Raw genomic sequence first — 18,876 nt, 5'->3', positions numbered from 1 at the left:
ACAAGAAGGCAGGGCTTTGGTGCTTGTGTTTTGTTGAGTAGCGCGTCTGCGGGCAAGCCGCCAATGATACGCGAGCGGTTTTGCCGCCAGCTTAAGCTGGACTGAAGCCCCCGCCACGCTTTGCAGCGCTGTCAGAGCGCGTGCTGCTGCCAAAGTTCCACACCGCGCAAGCGCAAGCCACAGGCGCCTGCTGCGCCCTGGGGTCATTCCTGCTTTTCAAAGTCCAGCGCGGCCGAGTTCATGCAGTAGCGCAGGCCGGTAGGCTGGGGGCCGTCCGGGAACACATGGCCCAGATGGGCACCGCACTGGGCGCAGACCGTCTCCACCCGCACCATGCCATGGCTGCGGTCCACGTTTTCCTGGATCGCGCCGGGAATGGCTTCGGAGAAGCTGGGCCAGCCACAGCCAGCATCAAACTTGGTGTCGCTGTCAAACAGCTTGGCACCGCAACAGATGCAGTGGTAGCTGCCATCAGCCCAGTGGGCCTCGTACTTGCCGGTAAACGGGCGTTCGGTAGCGGCATGCCGGGTGACCTGGTAGGCCACTGGTTCGGCGTGTTTGGATGCGAGTTCGGCCTGCCATTGGGCATCCGATTTTTGGACAGGAAAGCTCATGATGAACAGCTGATTTCGATATGTTGCGCCCAGTCGGGCGGGAGGGCGGCCAGGTCTTCGCAGCCCGGATGCTCCGCATATGGTGTCGCCAGCACGGTTTGCAAGCGGGCAAACGGTGCCCAGTCGCCCTGCTGGGCGGCGGTAATGGCTTGCTGGCCCAGGTGGTTGCGCAGCACATAGCGGGGATTGGCGGCAAACATGCGTGCGGCGGTGGCCGCCGCATCGCCGGGCTGCAGCAGCGCTTGGTACTGCTCACGCCAGGTCTCAAACGCGGCATCGCCATCGAACCAATGGACCAGCGCCGGCAGGCTGTCATCGGCCACCGCTTGCGACAGCGCGCGCCAGAACAGGCTGTAGTCGGTGCGGTGCTGCTGCATCATGGCCAGCAAGGGGTTGACCACGCCGGCCACGGTTTCGGGCGCCGTGCTGCGGGCAGGGTCAAGGCCCAGCTTGGCGCCCAGCGCCCGCTGCATCGCAGGCTCCAGCGCGGTTTTGTAGCGCTCCAACGCGGCCAGGGTGGTGGCTTCGTCGCCGATCAACGGCAGCAGCGCCTGGCCCAGGCAGAACAGGTTCCAGTACGCCACCTGCGGCTGGCGGGCAAAGGCATAGCGGCCGCCGGTATCGCTGTGGTTGCAGATGTGGTTGGCGTCGTAGTGGTCCAGAAACTGGAAGGGGCCATAGTCGATCGTCAGGCCCAGGATGCTCATGTTGTCGGTGTTCATCACGCCATGGCAAAAGCCATGGGCCTGCCACCGCGCAATCATGCGTGCGGTGCGCTCGGCCACCTCAGCCAAAAACGCGGCATAGCGCTCGGCGCTGCCGCTGGCGTGTTGGGCAACATCCTGCATGTAGCGCACCACCACATAGTCCGCCAGCTTGCGCAGGCTGTCCTGGTCATCGCGGGCCGCAAAATGCTCAAAATGGCCAAAGCGCACAAAACTGGGCGCTACGCGGGCGACGACGGCAGCGGTTTCCACGGTCTCGCGGTAAATCGGCTGCGGCGAGGTCACCAGCGACAGCGCACGCGTGGTCGGCACGCCCAGGCCATGCATCGCTTCGCTGCACAGGTACTCGCGGATCGACGAGCGCAGCACCGCGCGCCCGTCTCCCATGCGGGAATAGGGCGTCTTGCCTGCGCCTTTGAGTTGCAGCTCCAGCCCCTGCGGGGCCGCCGGGGAGCGGATCTCACCCAGCAGTATGGCCCGGCCATCACCCAGCTGCCCGGCCCAGTGGCCAAACTGGTGGCCGCTGTAGACGCTGGCCAGCGCATCCATGCCCGGCAGCAGCGCATTGCCTCCCAGCACCTCGGTGGCTTCGCTGCCCCTCAGCCATTCGGGGCGCAGGCCCATCTGCTGGGCGAGCGCGTCATTGCGGGCGTGCATCGCCAGCGCCGGCATCGGTGTGGGTTGCAGACGCGTATAGAAGACCGGGGGCAGACCGGCAAAGCCGTTGTGCCATTGGGCACCGGGCTGCAATGCAGAATCGGCTGCTGCAGGCGTGGATGCGGGGGCTGCGGCGGCAGCCGGGCGTGAAGACATGCTTGAATCCATGCAGCCATTGTCTGCCTTGCGGCTTTCCCCGGGTGGCGCTGTGTCTATATACCAAGTCTGGCTTCTTGTGCCGATCCAGTGCGGCGGCGCAACATTATTTCACCCTGCCCCGGGCGCAAAACCGCCGCACCCTGCGCTTTTGTCTCTGGTGGGCCGGGAGGGCACGGTATTATGTCGGCCTGAGTTCTACCGCTTGGTTCATCAGAAAAGATCCCTGGGCCATCCGGCACTTGCCCGGCATGCCTGGCCAGCCCTGTTTTGCGCGGGCCGGCCGGTGTGCGACAGCGCATCGCAGGTGATTGCCGCCCATCCAAGAGAAAACGAGCACTGTGCGCCTCAATTCCATCAAGCTTGCTGGCTTCAAATCGTTTGCGGAGCCCACCAATTTCATGCTGCCAGGGCAACTGGTGGGCGTGGTCGGCCCCAATGGCTGCGGCAAGTCCAACATCATGGATGCGGTGCGCTGGGTGCTGGGCGAGTCCAAGGCCAGTGAATTGCGCGGCGAGTCGATGCAGGATGTGATCTTCAATGGCACGACGCACCGCAAGCCGGCCAGCCGCTCCAGTGTGGAGCTGGTGTTTGACAACAGCGACCACCGCGCCGGCGGCCAGTGGAGCCAGTACACCGAAATCGCCGTCAAGCGGGTGCTGACGCGCGACGGCAGCAGCAGCTATTTCATCAACAACATGCCGGTGCGCCGCCGCGATGTGCAGGATGTGTTCCTGGGCACCGGCCTGGGCCCGCGCGCCTACGCCATCATTGGCCAGGGCACCATCAGCCGCATCATCGAGTCGCGCCCCGAGGAACTGCGCCTGTTCCTGGAAGAAGCAGCTGGCGTCTCCAAGTACAAGGAGCGCCGCCGCGAGACCGAAAACCGCCTCAACGACACGCGCGAAAACCTGACCCGGGTCGAAGACATTCTGCGTGAGCTCAATGCCAACCTCGACAAGCTGGAAAAGCAGGCCGAGGTAGCCGCCAAATACAACGCGCTCAATGCCAGCGCCACCCTGAAGCAGCACCAGCTGTGGTTCCTCAAGCGCAGCGATGCCGAGCAGGAGCAGGAGAAGGTGCGCATCGAGGGCCTCAAGGCCGTCAATGACCTGGAATCGCGCATGGCCGATCTGCGCCATGTCGAGGCGGACCTGGAAACCATCCGCCAGTCGCACTATGCTGCCGGCGACACCGTGAACCAGGCGCAGGGCAAGCTCTATGAAGCCACCGCCGAAGTCGGCCGGTTGGAGGCCGAAATCCGCTATGTGGTCGAAGGCCGCCAGAGGGTGGAGAACCGCCTGGTGCAACTGGCCGAGCAGATTGCGCAGTGGACGATACGCAAGGACGAGTCCGAGGCCGAGCTGGAAAACCTGGCTGGCCAGGGTATGGATGCGGAAGAGCGCGCCGAGATGCTGGCGGCCCAGCTCGAAGAGCAAAACCTGCAACTGCCCGATATGGAGGAAGCGCTGCGCCTGGCCCAGCAGCGCGCCAATGAGCAGCGCAGCTCCGTCACCCAGGTGCAGCAGCAGATCCAGGTACTGGCGGCAGAACAACGCAGCCTGAACGAACAAAGCCGTGGCCTGGAAGTGCGCAGCGAGCGCCTGCGCAGCGACCGCAATGCGATGGCTGCGCCCGACGAGACCCGCTTGGCCAACCTGCAGCAGCAAAACGAGGAAGCCGCCGAGGCCGCCGAGATCGCCGAAGGGCGGCTGCTGGAGCTGCAGGACAGTGTGCCCCAGCTCGATGAAGCGCGGCGCAGCAAGCAGCAGCAGGTGAACCAGGAGGGCGCCAAGCAGGCCGATCTGTCGGCGCGGCTCGATGCCCTCAAGGCGCTGCAGGAAAAGGTCAAGACCGACGGCAAGCTGCAGCCCTGGCTGGCCAAGCATGGCCTCGATGGCCTGCAAGGCCTGTGGAGCCGCATCCAGGTGGAGCCGGGCTGGGAAAACGCACTGGAAGCTGCACTGCGCGAGCGGCTGGCGGCATTGGAAGTCAGCCGCCTGGATATGGTGCGCGGATTCTTGGGCGCCGGTGCCCAGGATGCACCGCCGGCGCGCCTGGCCTTTTACAGCGTGCCGCAAGCACCAGCCGCTGCCCCTGCGGGCAAACTGGCGCAGCTGTCCGACCTGCTGCGTGTGCATGATGCCGGCCTGCGTGCCGTGCTGGTCGACTGGCTCTGCGGCTGCTACACCTGCCCGAGCCTGGACGAGGCGCTGGCCCAGCGCAGCCGTCTGCAGGCCGGAGAAACCATTTTTGTGCCGACCGGCCACTCCGTCAGCCTGCACAGCGTGAGCTTTTATGCGCAGGACTCCGAGCAGTCCGGCATGCTGGCACGGGCCCAGGAAATCGAGCATCTGGAAAAGGAGCTGCGCGCCCAATCGCTGATCGGCGAAGAGGCGCGCAACGCGCTGGTGCGTGCCGAGAGTGCCTATGCCGATGCCTCGCAGCGCCTGGTGGCGGTGCGTGCGGAGGCTGCCCAGACCCGCAACCGTGCCCATGAGCTGCAGGTGGAGACCTTGCGCCTGACCCAGTTGGCCGAGCAGGCCCGGGCCCGCGCGGCCCAGATCGATACCGACCTGGGCGAAGTGGTGCAGCAGCTCGAAGAGATCCAGGAGCGCCGGATTGCGGCCGAGGCCCGCTTTGAAGAGCTGGACATGCAGCTGGCCGACAGCCAGGAGCGCCATGCCCAGCTCGATGAAACCGTCTACGAGTCCGAGCGCAAGCTGGCCAGCGCCCGCGAGCAGCTCCGCGCGCTCGAGCGCCAGTCGCAGGAAGCGGTGTTTGGCCAGCGCAGCATGGAAGCGCGCCGCGCCGAGCTCCACCGCACGATGGAAACGGCGATGCAGCAGGCCAAGGCCCTCGGAGATGAACAGTTGCGCGCGCAGGAAGAGCAAAAACGCCTCAATGACGCGGCAGCGCAGGGGGGGCTGCAGGATGCGCTGAACCTCAAGATGGAGCGCGAAAAGGACCTGGCCGCACGCCGCAGCGAATACGATGACCTGACGGCCCGGCTGCGCAGCAGCGATGAGCGCCGCCAGCAGTTTGAGCGCGAGCTGCAGCCGCTGCGCGACCGGATCACCGAGTTCAAGCTCAAGGAGCAGGCCGCGCAACTGGGCCTGGAGCAGTACACGACCTTGCTGCAGGAGGCCCAGGCGGATCTGGACGTTATCGCCGCGTCGGTCAAGGATGGGCAGGTGCGCCTGACCGGTCTGCAGGGCGACATCGACCGCCTGCACCGCGAGATCGAAGCGCTGGGTGCCGTCAACCTGGCTGCCCTGGATGAGTTGAACCATGCCCGCGAGCGCAAGACCTTCCTCGACTCGCAGATGGAAGACCTGACCCAGGCCATGACGACCCTGGAAGACGCCATCAAGAAGATCGATGCCGAAACCCGGCAACTGCTCTCGGGCACCTTCGACACCGTCAACAGCCACTTCGGCCGCATGTTCCCGGAGCTGTTTGGTGGCGGGCAGGCCAAGCTGATCATCACCGGCGACGAGATTCTGGACTCGGGTGTGCAGGTGATGGCGCAGCCGCCCGGCAAGAAGAACCAGACCATCCACCTGCTGTCGGGCGGCGAGAAAGCGCTGACCGCGATTGCGCTGGTGTTCGCGATCTTCCAGCTCAACCCGGCGCCCTTCTGTCTGCTCGATGAGGTGGACGCGCCGCTGGACGATGCCAACACCGAGCGCTACGCCAAGCTGGTCGCCTCGATGAGCCGGGGCACGCAGTTCCTCTTCATCAGCCACAACAAGATCGCGATGGAGATCGCGCAGCAACTGATTGGTGTGACAATGCAGGAGCAGGGCGTCTCGCGCATTGTGGCTGTGGATATGGAGTCTGCGTTGTCGATGGCGGATTCGGCGTGATAGATTTTTAGAACGAAAACGTATGAGTAATTTTCAACTGGCGTTGGTGATCACCTTTGGGGTCATTCTGGTTTTGTACATCGCCTACAACACCTGGTCGGCGCGCCGCAACGAGCCCAAGAAACCCCGGCCCGAGGAGCCCGGCCAGAGCGGCGACTCCGAGCTGCGCTACGAACCCGGCTTTGATGGCCGTGCCGCATCGGCAGCTACCGGTGACCCGGTCCTCGACGCCCAACTGGGCGGCCAGGGCCCCCGCCTGAGCGGACACAGTGCCGATGCCTTTGGTGCAGGCGCGGTGGCGCGCAGCGGCAACCCGGGCACCTTTCTGGGCGACCGCCAGCAGATCCTCGATCCCCTCACCGATGCGATTGCCACCATTCATACAGACGGCATTGTCTCGGGCAATGCCGCGATTGCGGCGATGCCCAGCAGCTTTCGCGCAGGCAACAAGGCCTTCAACATCGAGGGCCTGAATGAAACCAGCCAGACCTGGGAGCTGCCGCGCGCCGGTGCCCGCTACACCGGTTTTCAGGCCGGCGTGCAGCTGGCCAACCGCCATGGCCCGATGAACGAGATCGAGTTTTCCGAATTCGTCACCAAGGTCCAGCAGTTTGCCGACAGTATCGGTGCGGCGTACGACACGCCCGACATGCTGCAGGAAGTGGCCCGCGCCCGCGAACTCGACGCCTTTGCGAGCGAGCATGATGCGCAGCTGGCCTTCATGCTGCGCGCCAAGCGCGCCTCCTGGAGTCCCGGCTATGTGGCCCAGGTGGCGGCCAAGCATGGCTTTGTGCCGGCAGGCCCTGGCCGCATGGTGATGCCCTCGGGCATCGAGCAGATGCCCGCGATCCTGGCGCTGACCTACGACGCGCAGGCGGCACTGGCCGACGACCCGGAGGCCAGCGCCTTGCGCGATGTGCTGCTGAGCCTGGATGTGCCGCATGTGGCCCGCAGCGAAAAGCCTTTCGACAAGATGCGCGCCGCCGCCGAAGCGCTTTGCGCAGAGATGGACGGCGTCATCTGCGACCAGAATGGCACGCCGCTGCCGATCATGGTGGTCGACCCGATCGCGCAGGATTTGGAGAACCTCTACGACCAGCTCGAACTGCGCGATCTGGCCGCCGGCTCGCTGGCCGCACGGCGCCTTTTCAGCTAAGCCTCGTACCTTTTTTCGCAAAGGCTGCCGGTGCAGCCTTTTTGCATTCTGGCTGCTGCTGTTTACGCGATGGCGATGCGGCTTTGGCCGTATAGTCGCAGGCATCAGACCAGGCAGAGCCCCGCGCTTTGCCAGATTTTCGGAGTCAAGCCACATGGCTGAGAATATTGATCTTTTTGCCTCGCCCGCCAGCGGTACCCCGCAGGATGCTGCTGCCGAGGTGCAGGCCTTGCGCGCGCAACTGGTGCAGTGGGCGCATGAATACTATGTGCAAGACGCGCCCACGGTGCCCGATGGCGAGTATGACCGGGTCTACCAGCGGCTCGAAGCGCTGGAAAAGGCCCACCCCGAGCTGCACAGTCCGGAATCGCCCACGCAGCGTGTGATCGGCGCCATTCTCGAGGGGCTGACCCCGGTTCGCCATGCGGTGCCGATGCTGAGCATCCGCACCGAAACCGACAATGAAGCCAGCGGCGCGCAAGCCTTCGATGCGCGCATCCGCAAGGAGCTGGGCCTGGACCCCGGTGACCCGCCGGTCGAGTATGTGGCCGAGCCCAAATTTGATGGCCTGGCGATGAACCTGCGCTACGAGGCGGGGCGCCTGGTGCAGGCCACCACGCGCGGCGATGGTGAAGTGGGCGAGGACGTCACCCACAATATCCGCACCATCCGCCAGATACCGCTGCAGCTGCGCGCCGATGCCGCGGTGCCGCCGGTGCTGGAAGTGCGCGGCGAGGTGTATATGCGCCGCGATGATTTTGATGCCCTCAACCGCAAGCAGGAGGCCGCTGGGGGCAAGACCTTTGTCAACCCGCGCAATGCGGCAGCCGGCGCAGTGCGCCAACTCGATTCGAACATCACCGCCCAGCGCCCGCTGTCTTTCTTTGCCTATGGCCTGGGCGAGGTCACGCCGGTGGCCCAAGGCGGCATGCAGTGGGACAGCCACTACGCGATGCTGATGCAACTGCGCGCCTGGGGCTTTCCGGTCGCGCCCCAGGTCTGTGTGGCCAAGGGTGCCGATGAGCTGGTTGCGTTTCACCAGCGCATGGGCGCCGAGCGTGCCAACCTCGGCTACGAGATCGACGGTGTGGTCTACAAGGTCAACAGCCGCGCGCTGCAGCTGGAGCTGGGCTTTGTCAGCCGCGAGCCGCGCTGGGCCGTGGCCCATAAGTACCCGGCCCAGGAGATGGTCACGCGTCTGGAGGGCATCGAGGTCCAGGTGGGCCGCACCGGCAAGCTCACGCCAGTGGCCCGGTTGGCGCCCGTGTTTGTCGGTGGCGTCACCGTCACCAATGCCACCTTGTCCAATGTTTTCGACATCCGCAAGAAAGGGGTGCGCGTTGGTGACGACGTCATCGTGCGCCGGGCCGGGGATGTGATTCCGGAGGTCGCCGGGCGGGTGCCTGGCGTGCGCCCGCAGTATGTGCCCAATTTCTCGATGCCCCGCCAATGCCCGGTCTGCGGCAGCGACGTGGTGCGCGAGAAAGGCGAGGCCAACCATCGATGCACCGGTGGCCTGTTCTGCGTGGCGCAGCGCAAGGAGGCGATCCTGCACTACGCGCACCGCCGCGCGATGGATATCGAAGGCCTGGGCGACAAGCTGGTCGATCAGCTGGTGGACAGCGGTGTGATCCGCAGCCTGCCCGACCTCTACAAACTGGGTATTGCGACCTTGTCAGGCCTGGAGCGCATGGCAGAGAAGTCCGCACAGAATGTGCTGGCCGCGCTGGAGTCGTCGAAGAAAACCACACTGGCGCGCTTTGTGTTTGGCCTGGGCATCCGCCATGTGGGCGAGTCCACCGCCAAGGACCTGGCCAAGCACTTTGGCGTGCTGGACGCGATCATGGATGCGTCGGTCGAAGAGCTGCTGCAGGTGAATGACGTGGGGCCGGTGGTGGCCAACAGCCTGCACACATTTTTTGCACAGCCACACAACCGCGAAGTGGTTGAGCAGCTGCGCGCTGCGGGCGTGCACTGGGACGAAGCGGTGCCTGCCGAAAAGCCCGCGCAGATCCTGGCCGGGATGACGGTGGTGCTGACCGGCACGCTGCCCACCATGGGCCGTGATGAGGCCAAAGACCTGCTGGAAGCTGCAGGCGCCAAGGTCTCTGGCTCGGTCAGCAAGAAGACCCATTACCTGGTGGCCGGCGCCGATGCCGGCAGCAAACTGAGCAAGGCGCAGGAGCTGGGAGTGACCGTGCTGGACGAGGCCGCGATGCTGCGGCTTTTGCAACATGGAGCGCCTTGAGTTGCCGGAAGGTTGGAGCGCGCTGGCGCTGCACTGGCTTGCTATCTCGCGCCACACGGAGCAGGGATAGGGACATTCTCCGACATCGGCGCCTGCCAGATGTCAATACGATGAAAAACGCCAGTGGCTGCCATCCGGCGGCCCTGCTTTTTTTTATGCAGAGGAGATGCCGTGAGCTATACCCTGAGACAAGTTCAGACCTTGCTGACCAAGCCGGAGCTGGAGCTGTTCCAAGCCAGCCGTGCCAATGCGATCAAGGAGCTGACCGAGCGTCAGCTCAGCAGCAAAATCACCCGCACCCGTACCTTGCGCGCCAAGTACCGCGATCTCTACCAGCGCCAGACGGTGAAAACCCAGAAAGGGCCAGCGGCTGCGCGTCGGCCCGCTGGCAATGACAACAACCGCACCGAAGTGAAGGCCGATGTCATGCAGGAGGTGCTGGGCCGTTTCGAAGAGCGCCTCGCCAAGGTACAGGCCGATGCCACGAAAGCGGCTGCCAAGACCGCCGCTGTGAAAACCAGCAAGCCCGCGCCCGCAAAGAGCGCTGCCAAAAAGCCCGCTGCTGCGGCCAAGACAACCGCAGCAGCTGCTCCCCGCAAGAAAGCGGCCAAGTCCGCCACCAAGGCATCCCCTGCCGAGGCGGTCAAAGCCGCTGCAGTGAAGAAAGCCAGCGGCGCTCGCAAGGCTGCCTCCAAGGCCGCTGTGAAGAAAACCGCCTCGTCGTCTGCGGCTCCGGCCAAAGCGTCAAAGACCGCAGCGAACACTCCGAAAGTGGCCGGCAACGCAACGGCTGCAGCACAAGGGGCCGTGCCCACGACACAACCAGCAGCGGCCAGCCGCGGCAACCCCATCAAAGCCAAGCCGGTCAACAAGAAAATCCAGGCCAGTGGCCAATCCCGCACCCAGGCGGCGCAGGCCAAGCGCGACAGCCGCTGACCGCACACACGAGCGATGAAAAAGGCCGTACCTCCTGCACAGGGGGTACGGCCTTTTTAGGGGGTTCCGACGGGGGGTCATGGGCCCGGCGGGCCCAGCGCTCGTCAGCGTCAGGGTTTCTGTTTTTTGGCAGGCGCACTGGGGGCGGCTGCAGGTTGCTGTGCTTTGGCATACGCTTTAGCCATCATCTCGCGCAGCATGGCCGAACTCGATTGCTGCATCATGCGGTTGATGTCGGCTTGCTTGCTTTGCATCAGCTGGGCGTGGGGCGACTGGGGTCCCTGGTCCAGCAGCGATTGCAGCTGCGCTTCGTTGAAATTCTGCGCATAGGCGGTAGCCAGCTGCGTGTCCCAGCGCTTTTGGTAGTCCGCCGCGACCGAGCGCGTGGCAGCAATCATGGCCTGGCCGGCCTGCTGCTGGCCCACCTTGTCGATCAGGGCCTGGTATTCGGGCGACTTGGCGGCAATCTGCAAGCCCACTTGTGGCAGGCTGTGGCCGAGCTTGTATTTCTCGACCAGCGCCAGTGCCAGGTCTTGCAGTTTGGCGGCGTGCGCGAGACTGGGCAGCCAGGCGCTGCCGGCCGCCACGGCGGGCAGGAGCAGGCCGCCAAGCAGGCGGCGTCGGGCGGAGGAAGTGCGGGCAAAGTAAGAGGTCATAGGAGGCACTTGAGTCAGGAAGCGGTCGGGACAGCGGAGGCTTCGGCCGGCTGGGGCGGTACCAAGGGGCCGGGCGGCGTTTCCAGATCGATCACATGGATGCCGAATGCACCGCGCCTGCGGTCTTCGAAATAGCGCTGCAGGGTGACCTTGACGGTGCGAAAGGCAATATCGTCCCAGGGGATGTCGGCTTCGCTGAAGAGACGGGCCTCCATGGTTTCCCAGCCGGGGTTGAATGTGGTGCTTTGGAGCTGTGCCAGATAGAACAGATGCACTTGCCCGACATGCGGCACGTTGACCAGCGAGAACAGCGGGCCCATCGTGATGTCGGCGCCGGCTTCTTCCTCGGTCTCGCGCTCGGCGCCCTGGCCGGTGGTTTCGTCCAGCTCCATAAAGCCGGCTGGCAAGGTCCAGTAGCCTTTGCGCGGTTCAATATTGCGCAGACACAGCAGCACCTTGTCATCCATGTATGGAATGGTACCCACCACGTTCAGCGGATTTTCGTAATGGACGGTATGGCAGGCCGGGCAGATCGCGCGGATCTTGGTATCGCCGTCATCGGGCAGGCGGTGCTCAACCTTGGTGCCGCAGCGGCGGCAATAATCAACGGGGGCGCGAGAGGTCATGCGGTCTATTGTGCGTCAAGCCCGCGTTGCTCGCGGCAACGGGCGAAAAAAAGCGCCACCGCAGTGGGTGGCGCGTTGTCCTGGTATTACACCAGCTCGATTTTCAACGCGGGCAGGCCGGTCACGCCGCCCTCCAGCACATCGCCCTTGACCACGGCGGCCACGCCTTCAGGCGTGCCGGTGAAGATCAGGTCGCCGGCTTGCAGCTCCCAGGCTTGCGAGATCACTTCGATGGTCTCGGCAATGTTCCAGATCAGCTTTTGCACATTGCTGTGCTGGCGCTCCACACCATTGACCTTCAGCCAGATGTCGGCGTTGTTGATATCGCCGGCCTGGGCGGCGGGCACCAGCGCTGCAATCGGCGCGCTGCCTTCAAAGGCCTTGCCGATCTCCCAGGGGCGGCCCTGCTTTTTCATGTCGTTTTGCAGGTCGCGGCGGGTCATGTCCAGTCCGACGCCATAGCCCCAGATATGCGCAGCCGCATCGGCTGCAGCAATGTTCTTGCCGCCCTTGCCGATGGCCACCACCAGCTCGATCTCGTGGTGCAGGTTGCTGGTGAGCGTTGGGTAGGCGATCTGGCCGGTGCTGCCGGTGGCGACAGGCACCACCGCATCGGCGGGCTTCATGAAGAAGAAGGGCGCCTCACGGCCGGTAAAGCCCATTTCCTTGGCATGATCTTCATAGTTGCGGCCCACGCAGTAGACGCGGCGCACGGGGAACAGCTGGTCGCTGCCTTGGACAGGCACGCTCGTTGGCGCGGCTGGGGGAATGACGTATTGGCTCATGCTGGACTTTGGTTGGAGGCGGACAAATACCGCCCGGTTGAAGCGGTGCCAAAAATTATGCGGCAAAACACATTGCTCTGCAGGCTCTCCGCAGGGGCTGTTGCTGGTCTTGGCATGCCAGACAGCGACAGCTGTCATGCTGGCGACTGGCTCATTCGCGGCCGCAGCGCCCTGCGTTATGCTCGGTCGCCATGAAGCTGCACAATTATTTCCGCTCCTCTGCCTCCTACCGGGTGCGTATTGCGATGCAGGCCAAGGGCCTGGCCTATGACTACCTGCCGGTGCACCTGGTCAAGGCTGAGCACCGCGAGCCCGCCTTTGCCAGCCATGTGGGCGATGCGCTGGTGCCGGCGCTCGAGACCGATGATGGACTGTGGTTGAACCAGTCGCTGGCGGTGATCGAGTGGCTGGACGAAACTTACCCGCAGACCCCCTCGATGCTGCCAGGCGATGCGCTGGCGCGTGCGCGCATCCGCGCTCTGGCGCTGCAGGTGGCCTGCGAGATCCATCCGATCAACAACCTGCGGGTGCTGGCCTACCTGACGGGCGAGCTGGGCCACAGCGATGCGGAAAAAACCCAGTGGTACCAGCACTGGTGCCGCACCGGGCTGGAGGCCTTTGAGCGCCAACTGGTGCTGCTGGCGGCCGAGCGCCAGGCGCAGGGCCTGGCGCCATCGCGTTTTTGCTGGGGCGACAGCCTGACCATGGCCGACTGCGCGCTGGTCCCACAGATCTTCAATGCGCAGCGCTTCAAGGTCAGCCTCGATGGTCTGCCGCTGACCATGGCGGCCTATGACACTGCCTTCGCAACCGATGCGGTGCAACAAGCCCAGCCCGGCGTATGCCCGGATGCCCAGCCATGAGCGCCGTTGAACGTTCCCGTTTTCCGGCAGACTGGCTGCTGCCCCAGTGGCCCACGCCACCCGGCGTGTTTGCGCTGTGTACGACCCGCCAGGGCGGTACCAGTGAAGGCCTGTTCGGCACCACCAACCTGAGCTTCAATGTGGGCGATGTGCCCGCCCATGTGCAGAACAACCGGCAATTGCTGGCCGAGGCCATGCAGGCACTGGAGATGCAGGCAGGCCGCGGTGCAGGCAACGCGCCCCCTCGCCAGCCGGTGTTTGTGCGCCAGGTGCACGGCACCCATGTGCAGGTGCTGGGCGAGGGCGGCGGGAATGAACAGCCGGCCGATGCCAGTGTCAGCGATGTGCCGGGTCTGGGTTGCACCGTGATGGCGGCCGATTGCCTGCCCGTGTTGTTCTGCCACCAGCAGCTGCCGGTGGTGGGCGCCGCCCATGCTGGTTGGCGCGGTTTGCTGGGGCAGGGCGGCCTGGGGGTGCTGGAGAACTGTTTTGCGGCATACGCTGATCGCGTGCGGCTGCAAGCGGGCCAGGCGGGCCTGAGCGATGCGCAGATTGCCGCGCAGACTATCGCCTGGCTGGGTCCTTGCATCAGCCAGCCAGCCTTTGAGGTGGGGGCCGAGGTGCGGGCCGCCTTTGTGGATGCGGATCCGGATTGCGGGCCGCTGTTTGCCCCCGGCAAACCGGGCAAGTTTTTTGCAAACCTGAGCGGTCTGGCGCGCCACCGGCTGCAGCGCATGGGGCTGGCCCAGCTGTTTGGCAACGACGGCAGCCAGGACTGGTGCACCGTCGCCAACCCAGAGCGCTTCTTCTCGCACCGCCGTGATGGATCGCCGACCGGAGGCACCGGGCGTTTTGCCGCTTGTATTTGGGTAGCCTAGATCGCTTACATTTTCGGATATTGATTCATAAAGTACTCATTTCTATAAAAATGAGTACTTTTTGCATCTTAAATGGAAGTGTTTATGTTATTTAATCTACTCATTTTTTCAATAAAGAGTAGAATATGCAGCATGACTACCCCTCTGATGGCCACCTTGGTGGCAGCCCGCAAAGCCCAGCAACTGACCCAGGCCCAATTGGCCGAGCAGGCGGGACTGTCGCGCATGGCGGTGCAGCGCACCGAAACGGGTGATGTGGACCCGCGCTACTCGACGGTGGCCGAGATGGCCCGGGTGCTGGGCATGCAGCTGGTGGCCGTGCCGGCGGATCTGCTGCCCGCACTGCAGGCCTTCATCCAGTCGGGCGGCAAGTTCTTGGGCCAGCCTACTGGTGCGGAAGCACCCCCTTCGGTAGTAGACAGCCTGGCGGGCCGCAAGCCCTGAGGCATGGCGGATCGCAAGCGGGGCACTGAATGAGCACCTCCATCCGCTACCTGCGTCTCTATATGCACCTGCCCGGCAGCATGGGCGGCGGGCGGCGGGCGATTGGCTACCTGTCGCAGTACGGCGATATCTTGCGTGTTTCGTTCGAGGACAGCTATATCGCCGACCCCCAGCGGCCCCTGTTGTCGCTCAGCTACCAGGGTGCCAGCGAAGCCGACACCCAGCGCATCCTGCGTGCCGCGCGTGACGCCCGGCTGGTGCGTACCGATGGGCGCTGGCCGGTCTACTTTCAGAACCTGTTGCCCGAGGGCCATAACCGCCAGCGCCTGGCCGCTGAGCGGGGCTGCTCGCCCGATGATGAGTTTGAACTGCTGGCCGCTGCCGGCCACGACCTGATGGGCGCGCTGGAAGTGGAGCCGGTGCCGCGCGACGAAGCCATCCCGGACGTTGTGCGCCACTGGCATACCTCGCAAGGCCTGGATGTGCTCGAACCCGGTTTTGTCGAGTTTCCGGTGGCCGATGCCGCATCGCTGCCGGGCATCGTCACCAAGTTCAGCGCGGTGCAAGACGGCCGGCGCTACACGGTACGCCGCCGGGGCGCGGCCGGCAGTGTGATCCTGAAGCTCCCCAGCACCCAGCATCCCGATCTGGTCGCCAACGAGTACAGCTGCTACCAGCTGTGCCAGGCCGTGGGGCTGACGACGGCTGACGCGCAGATCATCAGCCGCGCCCAGGCCGATCTGCCCGAACACCTGCCGTTTGACGAGATCTTGGCGGTGCAGCGCTTTGACCACCTGCCCGACGGCTCCCGTGTGCACATGGAGGAGTTCAACCAGGCCCTGGGCTATGCACCACGCCACAAGTATGGCAAGGGCCTGCAGCAGGACTGGCCGACGATGCTGCGCGTTCTTGATCGCCTCAGCCCCCAGCCGGTGGCCGACACGCGCGAGTTCCTGGCCCGTACCGTGGCGGCCATCCTGATGGGCAACACCGACGCCCACCTGAAGAACTGGGCGCTCGTGTACCCCGATGGGCGGCGGCCGCGCCTGGCGCCGGTCTACGACTGTGTCTGCGTCGCCGCCTTCTTTGAGGGCTCGGCGCCGCAGCAGTACGCCGTCAACAAGGCCATTGACAGCAGCATGCGGGCGCTGCGCTGGGACGATGTGGCGGCACTGCTGAAGACCGCCGGTCTTCTGCGGGTGCCGCGCCATATCAGCCTGCTCAAGGAGGTGGTGCGGCAGGCGCAGAGCAGCTGGCCCGCCTTGCTGGCCCAGGCCCCGGCAGGCATGGCCGGCGTGGTGCAGCAGCGGTTGCGCGGCGGGGTCGCTATCGCCGCGCTCTAATGCGGCAGCGGGCGTATTGCCCGACGGGCTGTCGCTTGTATGTCAGGGTTTGCCCCAGGATGGCGCGCAAAAGCGGTATGCTCCACGCTTGCCTGTTGCTGGAGCCTGTGCTGTGCTGCCCTTTGAAGTCGAAATCCCCTTTGTCAATCACCTGGGCTTTAGCTTGCACCGCTGGGAGAACGGCGAGGCGGAACTGCATTACCAGGCCCGGCCCGAACACCTCAATAGCTATGAAGTGACGCATGGCGGGGCCTCGATGACCTTGCTCGATGTGACGATGGCCCATGCGGCGCGCAGTGCCATTCCTGGCAGCGGCGCAGTCACGATCGAGATGAAGACCAGCTTCATGGCGCCGGCCAAAGGCGCGTTGGTGGCCAAGGGCAAGCTGCTCTCGCGCAGCAGCCGCATGGCCTTTTGTGAGGCCTGGCTGTATGACGAGCAGGGCGCGTTGTGCAGCCACGCCACGGGTACCTTCAAATATGTGATGCCGGAGGTCGTGCAGTCCTTGCAGGCGGCCAAAAAGCAGATCAAGACGGATTGATTCTCGCGCTCGCGCAATGCTGCGCTGTAGCGCAGCTGGGCCTGTGGCCACTGTCCCCAGGCCTTTGATAGATGGACAGAACATGCCAAAGCCTTCTTCGACGGTAGACCAACTGAGCTGGTCCTTTCAGCCCTTTTCGGCCCTCACTCTGCAGCAGCTGTATGACCTGCTGCATGTGCGCTGCCAGGTCTTTATTGCCGAGCAGGTCGCCTTCCAGGACCTGGACTACAAGGACCAGGACGCCTGGCACCTGCTGGGGCGTGATGCGCAAGGCGTGCTGCAAGCCTATGTCCGGGTGCTGCCCCCGGGCCTGGCCTATGCAGAGCCTTCGATTGGCCGCGTAGCCGTCATGCAGGCCATGCGCGGCACCGGCGCTGGCTGGGAGCTGATGCGCCACGCGATGGCGGAGACGGACCGCCTCTGGCCCGGTTCGGCCATCCGTATTGGCGCGCAGGCCTATTTGCAAAAGTTCTACGAAGGCTGCGGATTCGAGGTTGTCTCCGAGCCCTATCTGGAAGATGGCATTGCCCACCTGACCATGCTCTACCCGGGCAAGAGCCAGGCCGTGGAAAGCGCCGCTTTATGACAAGCAGGCAGCCCAAAATGGGGATGATTCGCCATGGCTGAGGCCGGCATGCAACCGGCCTCGCTGAACCAGGGCCTGCCGATGCCGGAGCGCCGTCTGGCAATGCTGGTCATCGTGCTGGGCCTGATTGTGGCCGTCCTCGATGGCAGCATCATGAACCTGGCGCTGCCCACGGTCGCCAAGGAGTTGCAGGCATCGCCCGCCGAGGCGATCTGGATCATCAATGCCTACCAGCTGGGTACCCTGGGCCTGCTGCTGCCCTTGGCTGCGCTGGGCGAGCGCATTGGCTACCGCAAGGTCTACCTGGTGGGCCTTGTCTGTTTTACCCTGGCATCGGCCGTGGCCATGCTGGCCCAATCGCTGTGGCTGCTGATTGCGGCGCGTGGCCTGCAAGGCATGGGCGCGGCCGGGGTGATGGCCGTCAACGCCGCACTGGTGCGCTTGACCTACCCAGCTGCCAAGCTGGGCAAGGGCATGGCGCTCAACTCGCTGGTTGTCGCGATTTCATCGGTGGCCGGCCCCGGCGTGGCGGCGCTGATTCTGTCGGTGGCCAGCTGGCCCTGGCTGTTTGCCATCAATGTGCCGCTGGGCATTCTGACCTTGTGGCTGGGCCGCAAGGCCTTGCCCCGCAACCCGCAGCAGTTGCTGGATGCGCCTCATGCCAAGCTGACGCCGATTGATGTGGTGCTGAATTTTGCGATGTTCTCACTGGTGTTCCTGGGCGCCGAGCGCATTGGCGCACGCCACGACGTGCAGGCGGGTGGTTCTGCCGCATCGGGCTGGCTCATGCTGGGCCTGGGCTTGCTGCTGGGCGCCTGGTATGTGCTGCGCCAGCGCAAGCTGAGCCTGCCTCTGCTGCCGCTGGACTTGCTGCGCATTCCTGTTTTTGCGCTGTCGATGGGCGCATCGATTGGCGCATTTGCCGCGCAGATGCTGTCCTTTATCGCACTGCCTTTCTTGCTGCTGGATGCGCTGCAGCGCAGCCATTTTGCGGCGGGCATGCTGATGACGGCCTGGTCGGTCGCCATCGTGATGGTGGCACCGTTGGCTGGCCGGCTGATTGGCCGGGTGCAAGACGGTCTGCTGGGCGGCATCGGCATGGCGATTTTGGCGCTGGGCCTGCTGAGCCTGGCGCTGCTGCCGGTGGACCCGAGCGATCTGAACATCGGTTGGCGCATGGCCTTGTGCGGCCTGGGCTTTGGGCTGTTCCAGTCGCCCAACAACCACACTATTGTGACCTCGGCTCCGCTGGCCCGTGCCGGCGCTGCCAGCGGCATGCTGGGCACCGCACGGCTGACCGGGCAATCGCTGGGCGCTGTGCTGGTGGCCATCATCTTTACCTTGTGGCCGGTGGCCAGCGGCCATGGCACGACGGTGGCGCTGTACCTGGCGGCAGGCTTTGCCGCCATGTCGGGGGTGTTCAGCAGTCTGCGGCTGCGGCATTCCGCCCACTAAGGCGCGCTGGGCGGCGGTGGAGGAGGGGCCTGTTGCGCATCGGCTTCCGCGCGGTGGCGCATGCGGCGCCGCGCGGGCGTGCCGGCAATGAACAGCAGCAAGCCCAGCGGCAGTGCGCCATACAGCAGCAACGTGAAAATGGCGCCCAGCAGGCTGCCATGCGGGCTGGCCGCTTCAACCACAGCCATCAGCACCACCACATAAAGCCAGGCTATCGCTATCAGGTACATGCCCTGGAATTTACCCGAACTTGCCCCCCTCCAGCACACGGCTGCCATTTTTTGCGCCTAAGATGCACAGACGCCTACGCGCAGCGTGGCGCCTGTTCAGGGAGACGA

The 18,876-nt window shown here is 64.7% G+C and carries 17 protein-coding genes; 11 read left to right on the top strand and 6 right to left on the bottom strand.

Annotated elements, in window-relative coordinates; genetic code table 11:
* Positions 1–203 precede the first annotated feature (203 nt).
* Positions 204–614 (bottom strand): peptide-methionine (R)-S-oxide reductase MsrB, encoded by a 411-nt coding sequence (gene msrB, locus AB7A72_RS05930; protein ID WP_312835782.1) that lies wholly within the window; start codon positions 612–614, stop codon positions 204–206.
* Positions 611–2,152 (bottom strand): protein adenylyltransferase SelO, encoded by a 1,542-nt coding sequence (locus AB7A72_RS05925; RefSeq protein ID WP_369459311.1) that lies wholly within the window; start codon positions 2,150–2,152, stop codon positions 611–613. Before AB7A72_RS05925 ends, msrB begins: the two co-directional genes overlap by 4 nt.
* A 341-nt stretch (positions 2,153–2,493) precedes the next feature.
* On the opposite strand from AB7A72_RS05925, the gene smc reads away from it, so the two are divergent.
* From smc to AB7A72_RS05905, 4 genes are all read left to right on the top strand, one after another.
* Positions 2,494–6,021, top strand: coding sequence for a chromosome segregation protein SMC (smc, locus tag AB7A72_RS05920; protein WP_369459310.1), 3,528 nt, complete (start codon positions 2,494–2,496; stop codon positions 6,019–6,021).
* A gap of 22 nt (positions 6,022–6,043) precedes the next feature.
* Positions 6,044–7,177 carry a cell division protein ZipA C-terminal FtsZ-binding domain-containing protein gene (locus AB7A72_RS05915; RefSeq protein WP_239811943.1) on the top strand — a complete coding sequence of 378 codons (1,134 nt, stop codon included), beginning with the start codon at positions 6,044–6,046 and terminating at the stop codon, positions 7,175–7,177.
* Between the two features lie 154 nt (positions 7,178–7,331).
* Complete coding sequence (gene ligA / locus AB7A72_RS05910) at positions 7,332–9,425, top strand: NAD-dependent DNA ligase LigA (protein ID WP_369459309.1); 2,094 nt, start codon at positions 7,332–7,334, stop codon at positions 9,423–9,425.
* A gap of 171 nt (positions 9,426–9,596) precedes the next feature.
* Positions 9,597–10,361 carry a hypothetical protein gene (locus tag AB7A72_RS05905; protein ID WP_369459308.1) on the top strand — a complete coding sequence of 255 codons (765 nt, stop codon included), beginning with the start codon at positions 9,597–9,599 and terminating at the stop codon, positions 10,359–10,361.
* A 110-nt stretch (positions 10,362–10,471) separates the two neighbouring features.
* On the opposite strand, the gene AB7A72_RS05900 is transcribed toward AB7A72_RS05905, so the two are convergent.
* From AB7A72_RS05900 to AB7A72_RS05890, 3 genes are all read right to left on the bottom strand, one after another.
* Positions 10,472–11,017: a hypothetical protein gene (locus tag AB7A72_RS05900; protein ID WP_312528498.1), complete on the bottom strand. Its 546-nt coding sequence runs from the start codon at positions 11,015–11,017 to the stop codon at positions 10,472–10,474.
* 14 nt (positions 11,018–11,031) lie between these two features.
* Positions 11,032–11,643 carry an NUDIX hydrolase gene (locus tag AB7A72_RS05895; protein WP_312835787.1) on the bottom strand — a complete coding sequence of 204 codons (612 nt, stop codon included), beginning with the start codon at positions 11,641–11,643 and terminating at the stop codon, positions 11,032–11,034.
* A gap of 86 nt (positions 11,644–11,729) precedes the next feature.
* Complete coding sequence (locus AB7A72_RS05890) at positions 11,730–12,428, bottom strand: fumarylacetoacetate hydrolase family protein (RefSeq protein WP_312409076.1); 699 nt, start codon at positions 12,426–12,428, stop codon at positions 11,730–11,732.
* Positions 12,429–12,619: 191 nt separating this feature from the next.
* On the opposite strand from AB7A72_RS05890, the gene maiA reads away from it, so the two are divergent.
* The 7 genes from maiA (at position 12,620) to AB7A72_RS05855 (ending at position 18,538) form a co-directional block, all read left to right on the top strand.
* Positions 12,620–13,291, top strand: coding sequence for a maleylacetoacetate isomerase (maiA, locus tag AB7A72_RS05885; protein ID WP_369459307.1), 672 nt, complete (start codon positions 12,620–12,622; stop codon positions 13,289–13,291).
* Positions 13,288–14,169: a polyphenol oxidase family protein gene (locus AB7A72_RS05880; protein WP_369459306.1), complete on the top strand. Its 882-nt coding sequence runs from the start codon at positions 13,288–13,290 to the stop codon at positions 14,167–14,169. Before maiA ends, AB7A72_RS05880 begins: the two co-directional genes overlap by 4 nt.
* 132 nt (positions 14,170–14,301) lie before the next feature.
* The gene (locus tag AB7A72_RS05875; protein ID WP_230777257.1) at positions 14,302–14,613 is read left to right on the top strand and encodes a helix-turn-helix transcriptional regulator; all 312 of its coding nucleotides are present in this window, start codon (positions 14,302–14,304) and stop codon (positions 14,611–14,613) included.
* 29 nt (positions 14,614–14,642) lie between these two features.
* Positions 14,643–15,956 (top strand): type II toxin-antitoxin system HipA family toxin, encoded by a 1,314-nt coding sequence (locus AB7A72_RS05870; protein WP_312528508.1) that lies wholly within the window; start codon positions 14,643–14,645, stop codon positions 15,954–15,956.
* Positions 15,957–16,068: 112 nt separating this feature from the next.
* Positions 16,069–16,497, top strand: a complete 429-nt coding sequence (locus tag AB7A72_RS05865; RefSeq protein ID WP_239811953.1) for a PaaI family thioesterase — start codon at positions 16,069–16,071, stop codon at positions 16,495–16,497.
* Between the two features lie 82 nt (positions 16,498–16,579).
* The gene (locus AB7A72_RS05860; protein WP_369459305.1) at positions 16,580–17,083 is read left to right on the top strand and encodes a GNAT family N-acetyltransferase; all 504 of its coding nucleotides are present in this window, start codon (positions 16,580–16,582) and stop codon (positions 17,081–17,083) included.
* 33 nt (positions 17,084–17,116) lie between these two features.
* Positions 17,117–18,538 (top strand): MFS transporter, encoded by a 1,422-nt coding sequence (locus AB7A72_RS05855; protein WP_369459304.1) that lies wholly within the window; start codon positions 17,117–17,119, stop codon positions 18,536–18,538.
* Here AB7A72_RS05855 and AB7A72_RS05850 read toward each other — a convergent pair.
* The gene (locus tag AB7A72_RS05850) at positions 18,535–18,768 is read right to left on the bottom strand and encodes a hypothetical protein (RefSeq protein ID WP_369459303.1); all 234 of its coding nucleotides are present in this window, start codon (positions 18,766–18,768) and stop codon (positions 18,535–18,537) included. The genes AB7A72_RS05855 and AB7A72_RS05850 overlap by 4 nt on opposite strands.
* Between the last annotated feature and the right edge of the window lie 108 nt (positions 18,769–18,876).

This window comes from Comamonas sediminis, from assembly GCF_041107495.1.
Classification (GTDB): domain Bacteria; phylum Pseudomonadota; class Gammaproteobacteria; order Burkholderiales; family Burkholderiaceae_C; genus Comamonas; species Comamonas sediminis.
The sequence above is the reverse complement of the archived record's forward strand: the minus strand, read 5'-3'. Positions and strand labels throughout refer to the sequence as shown.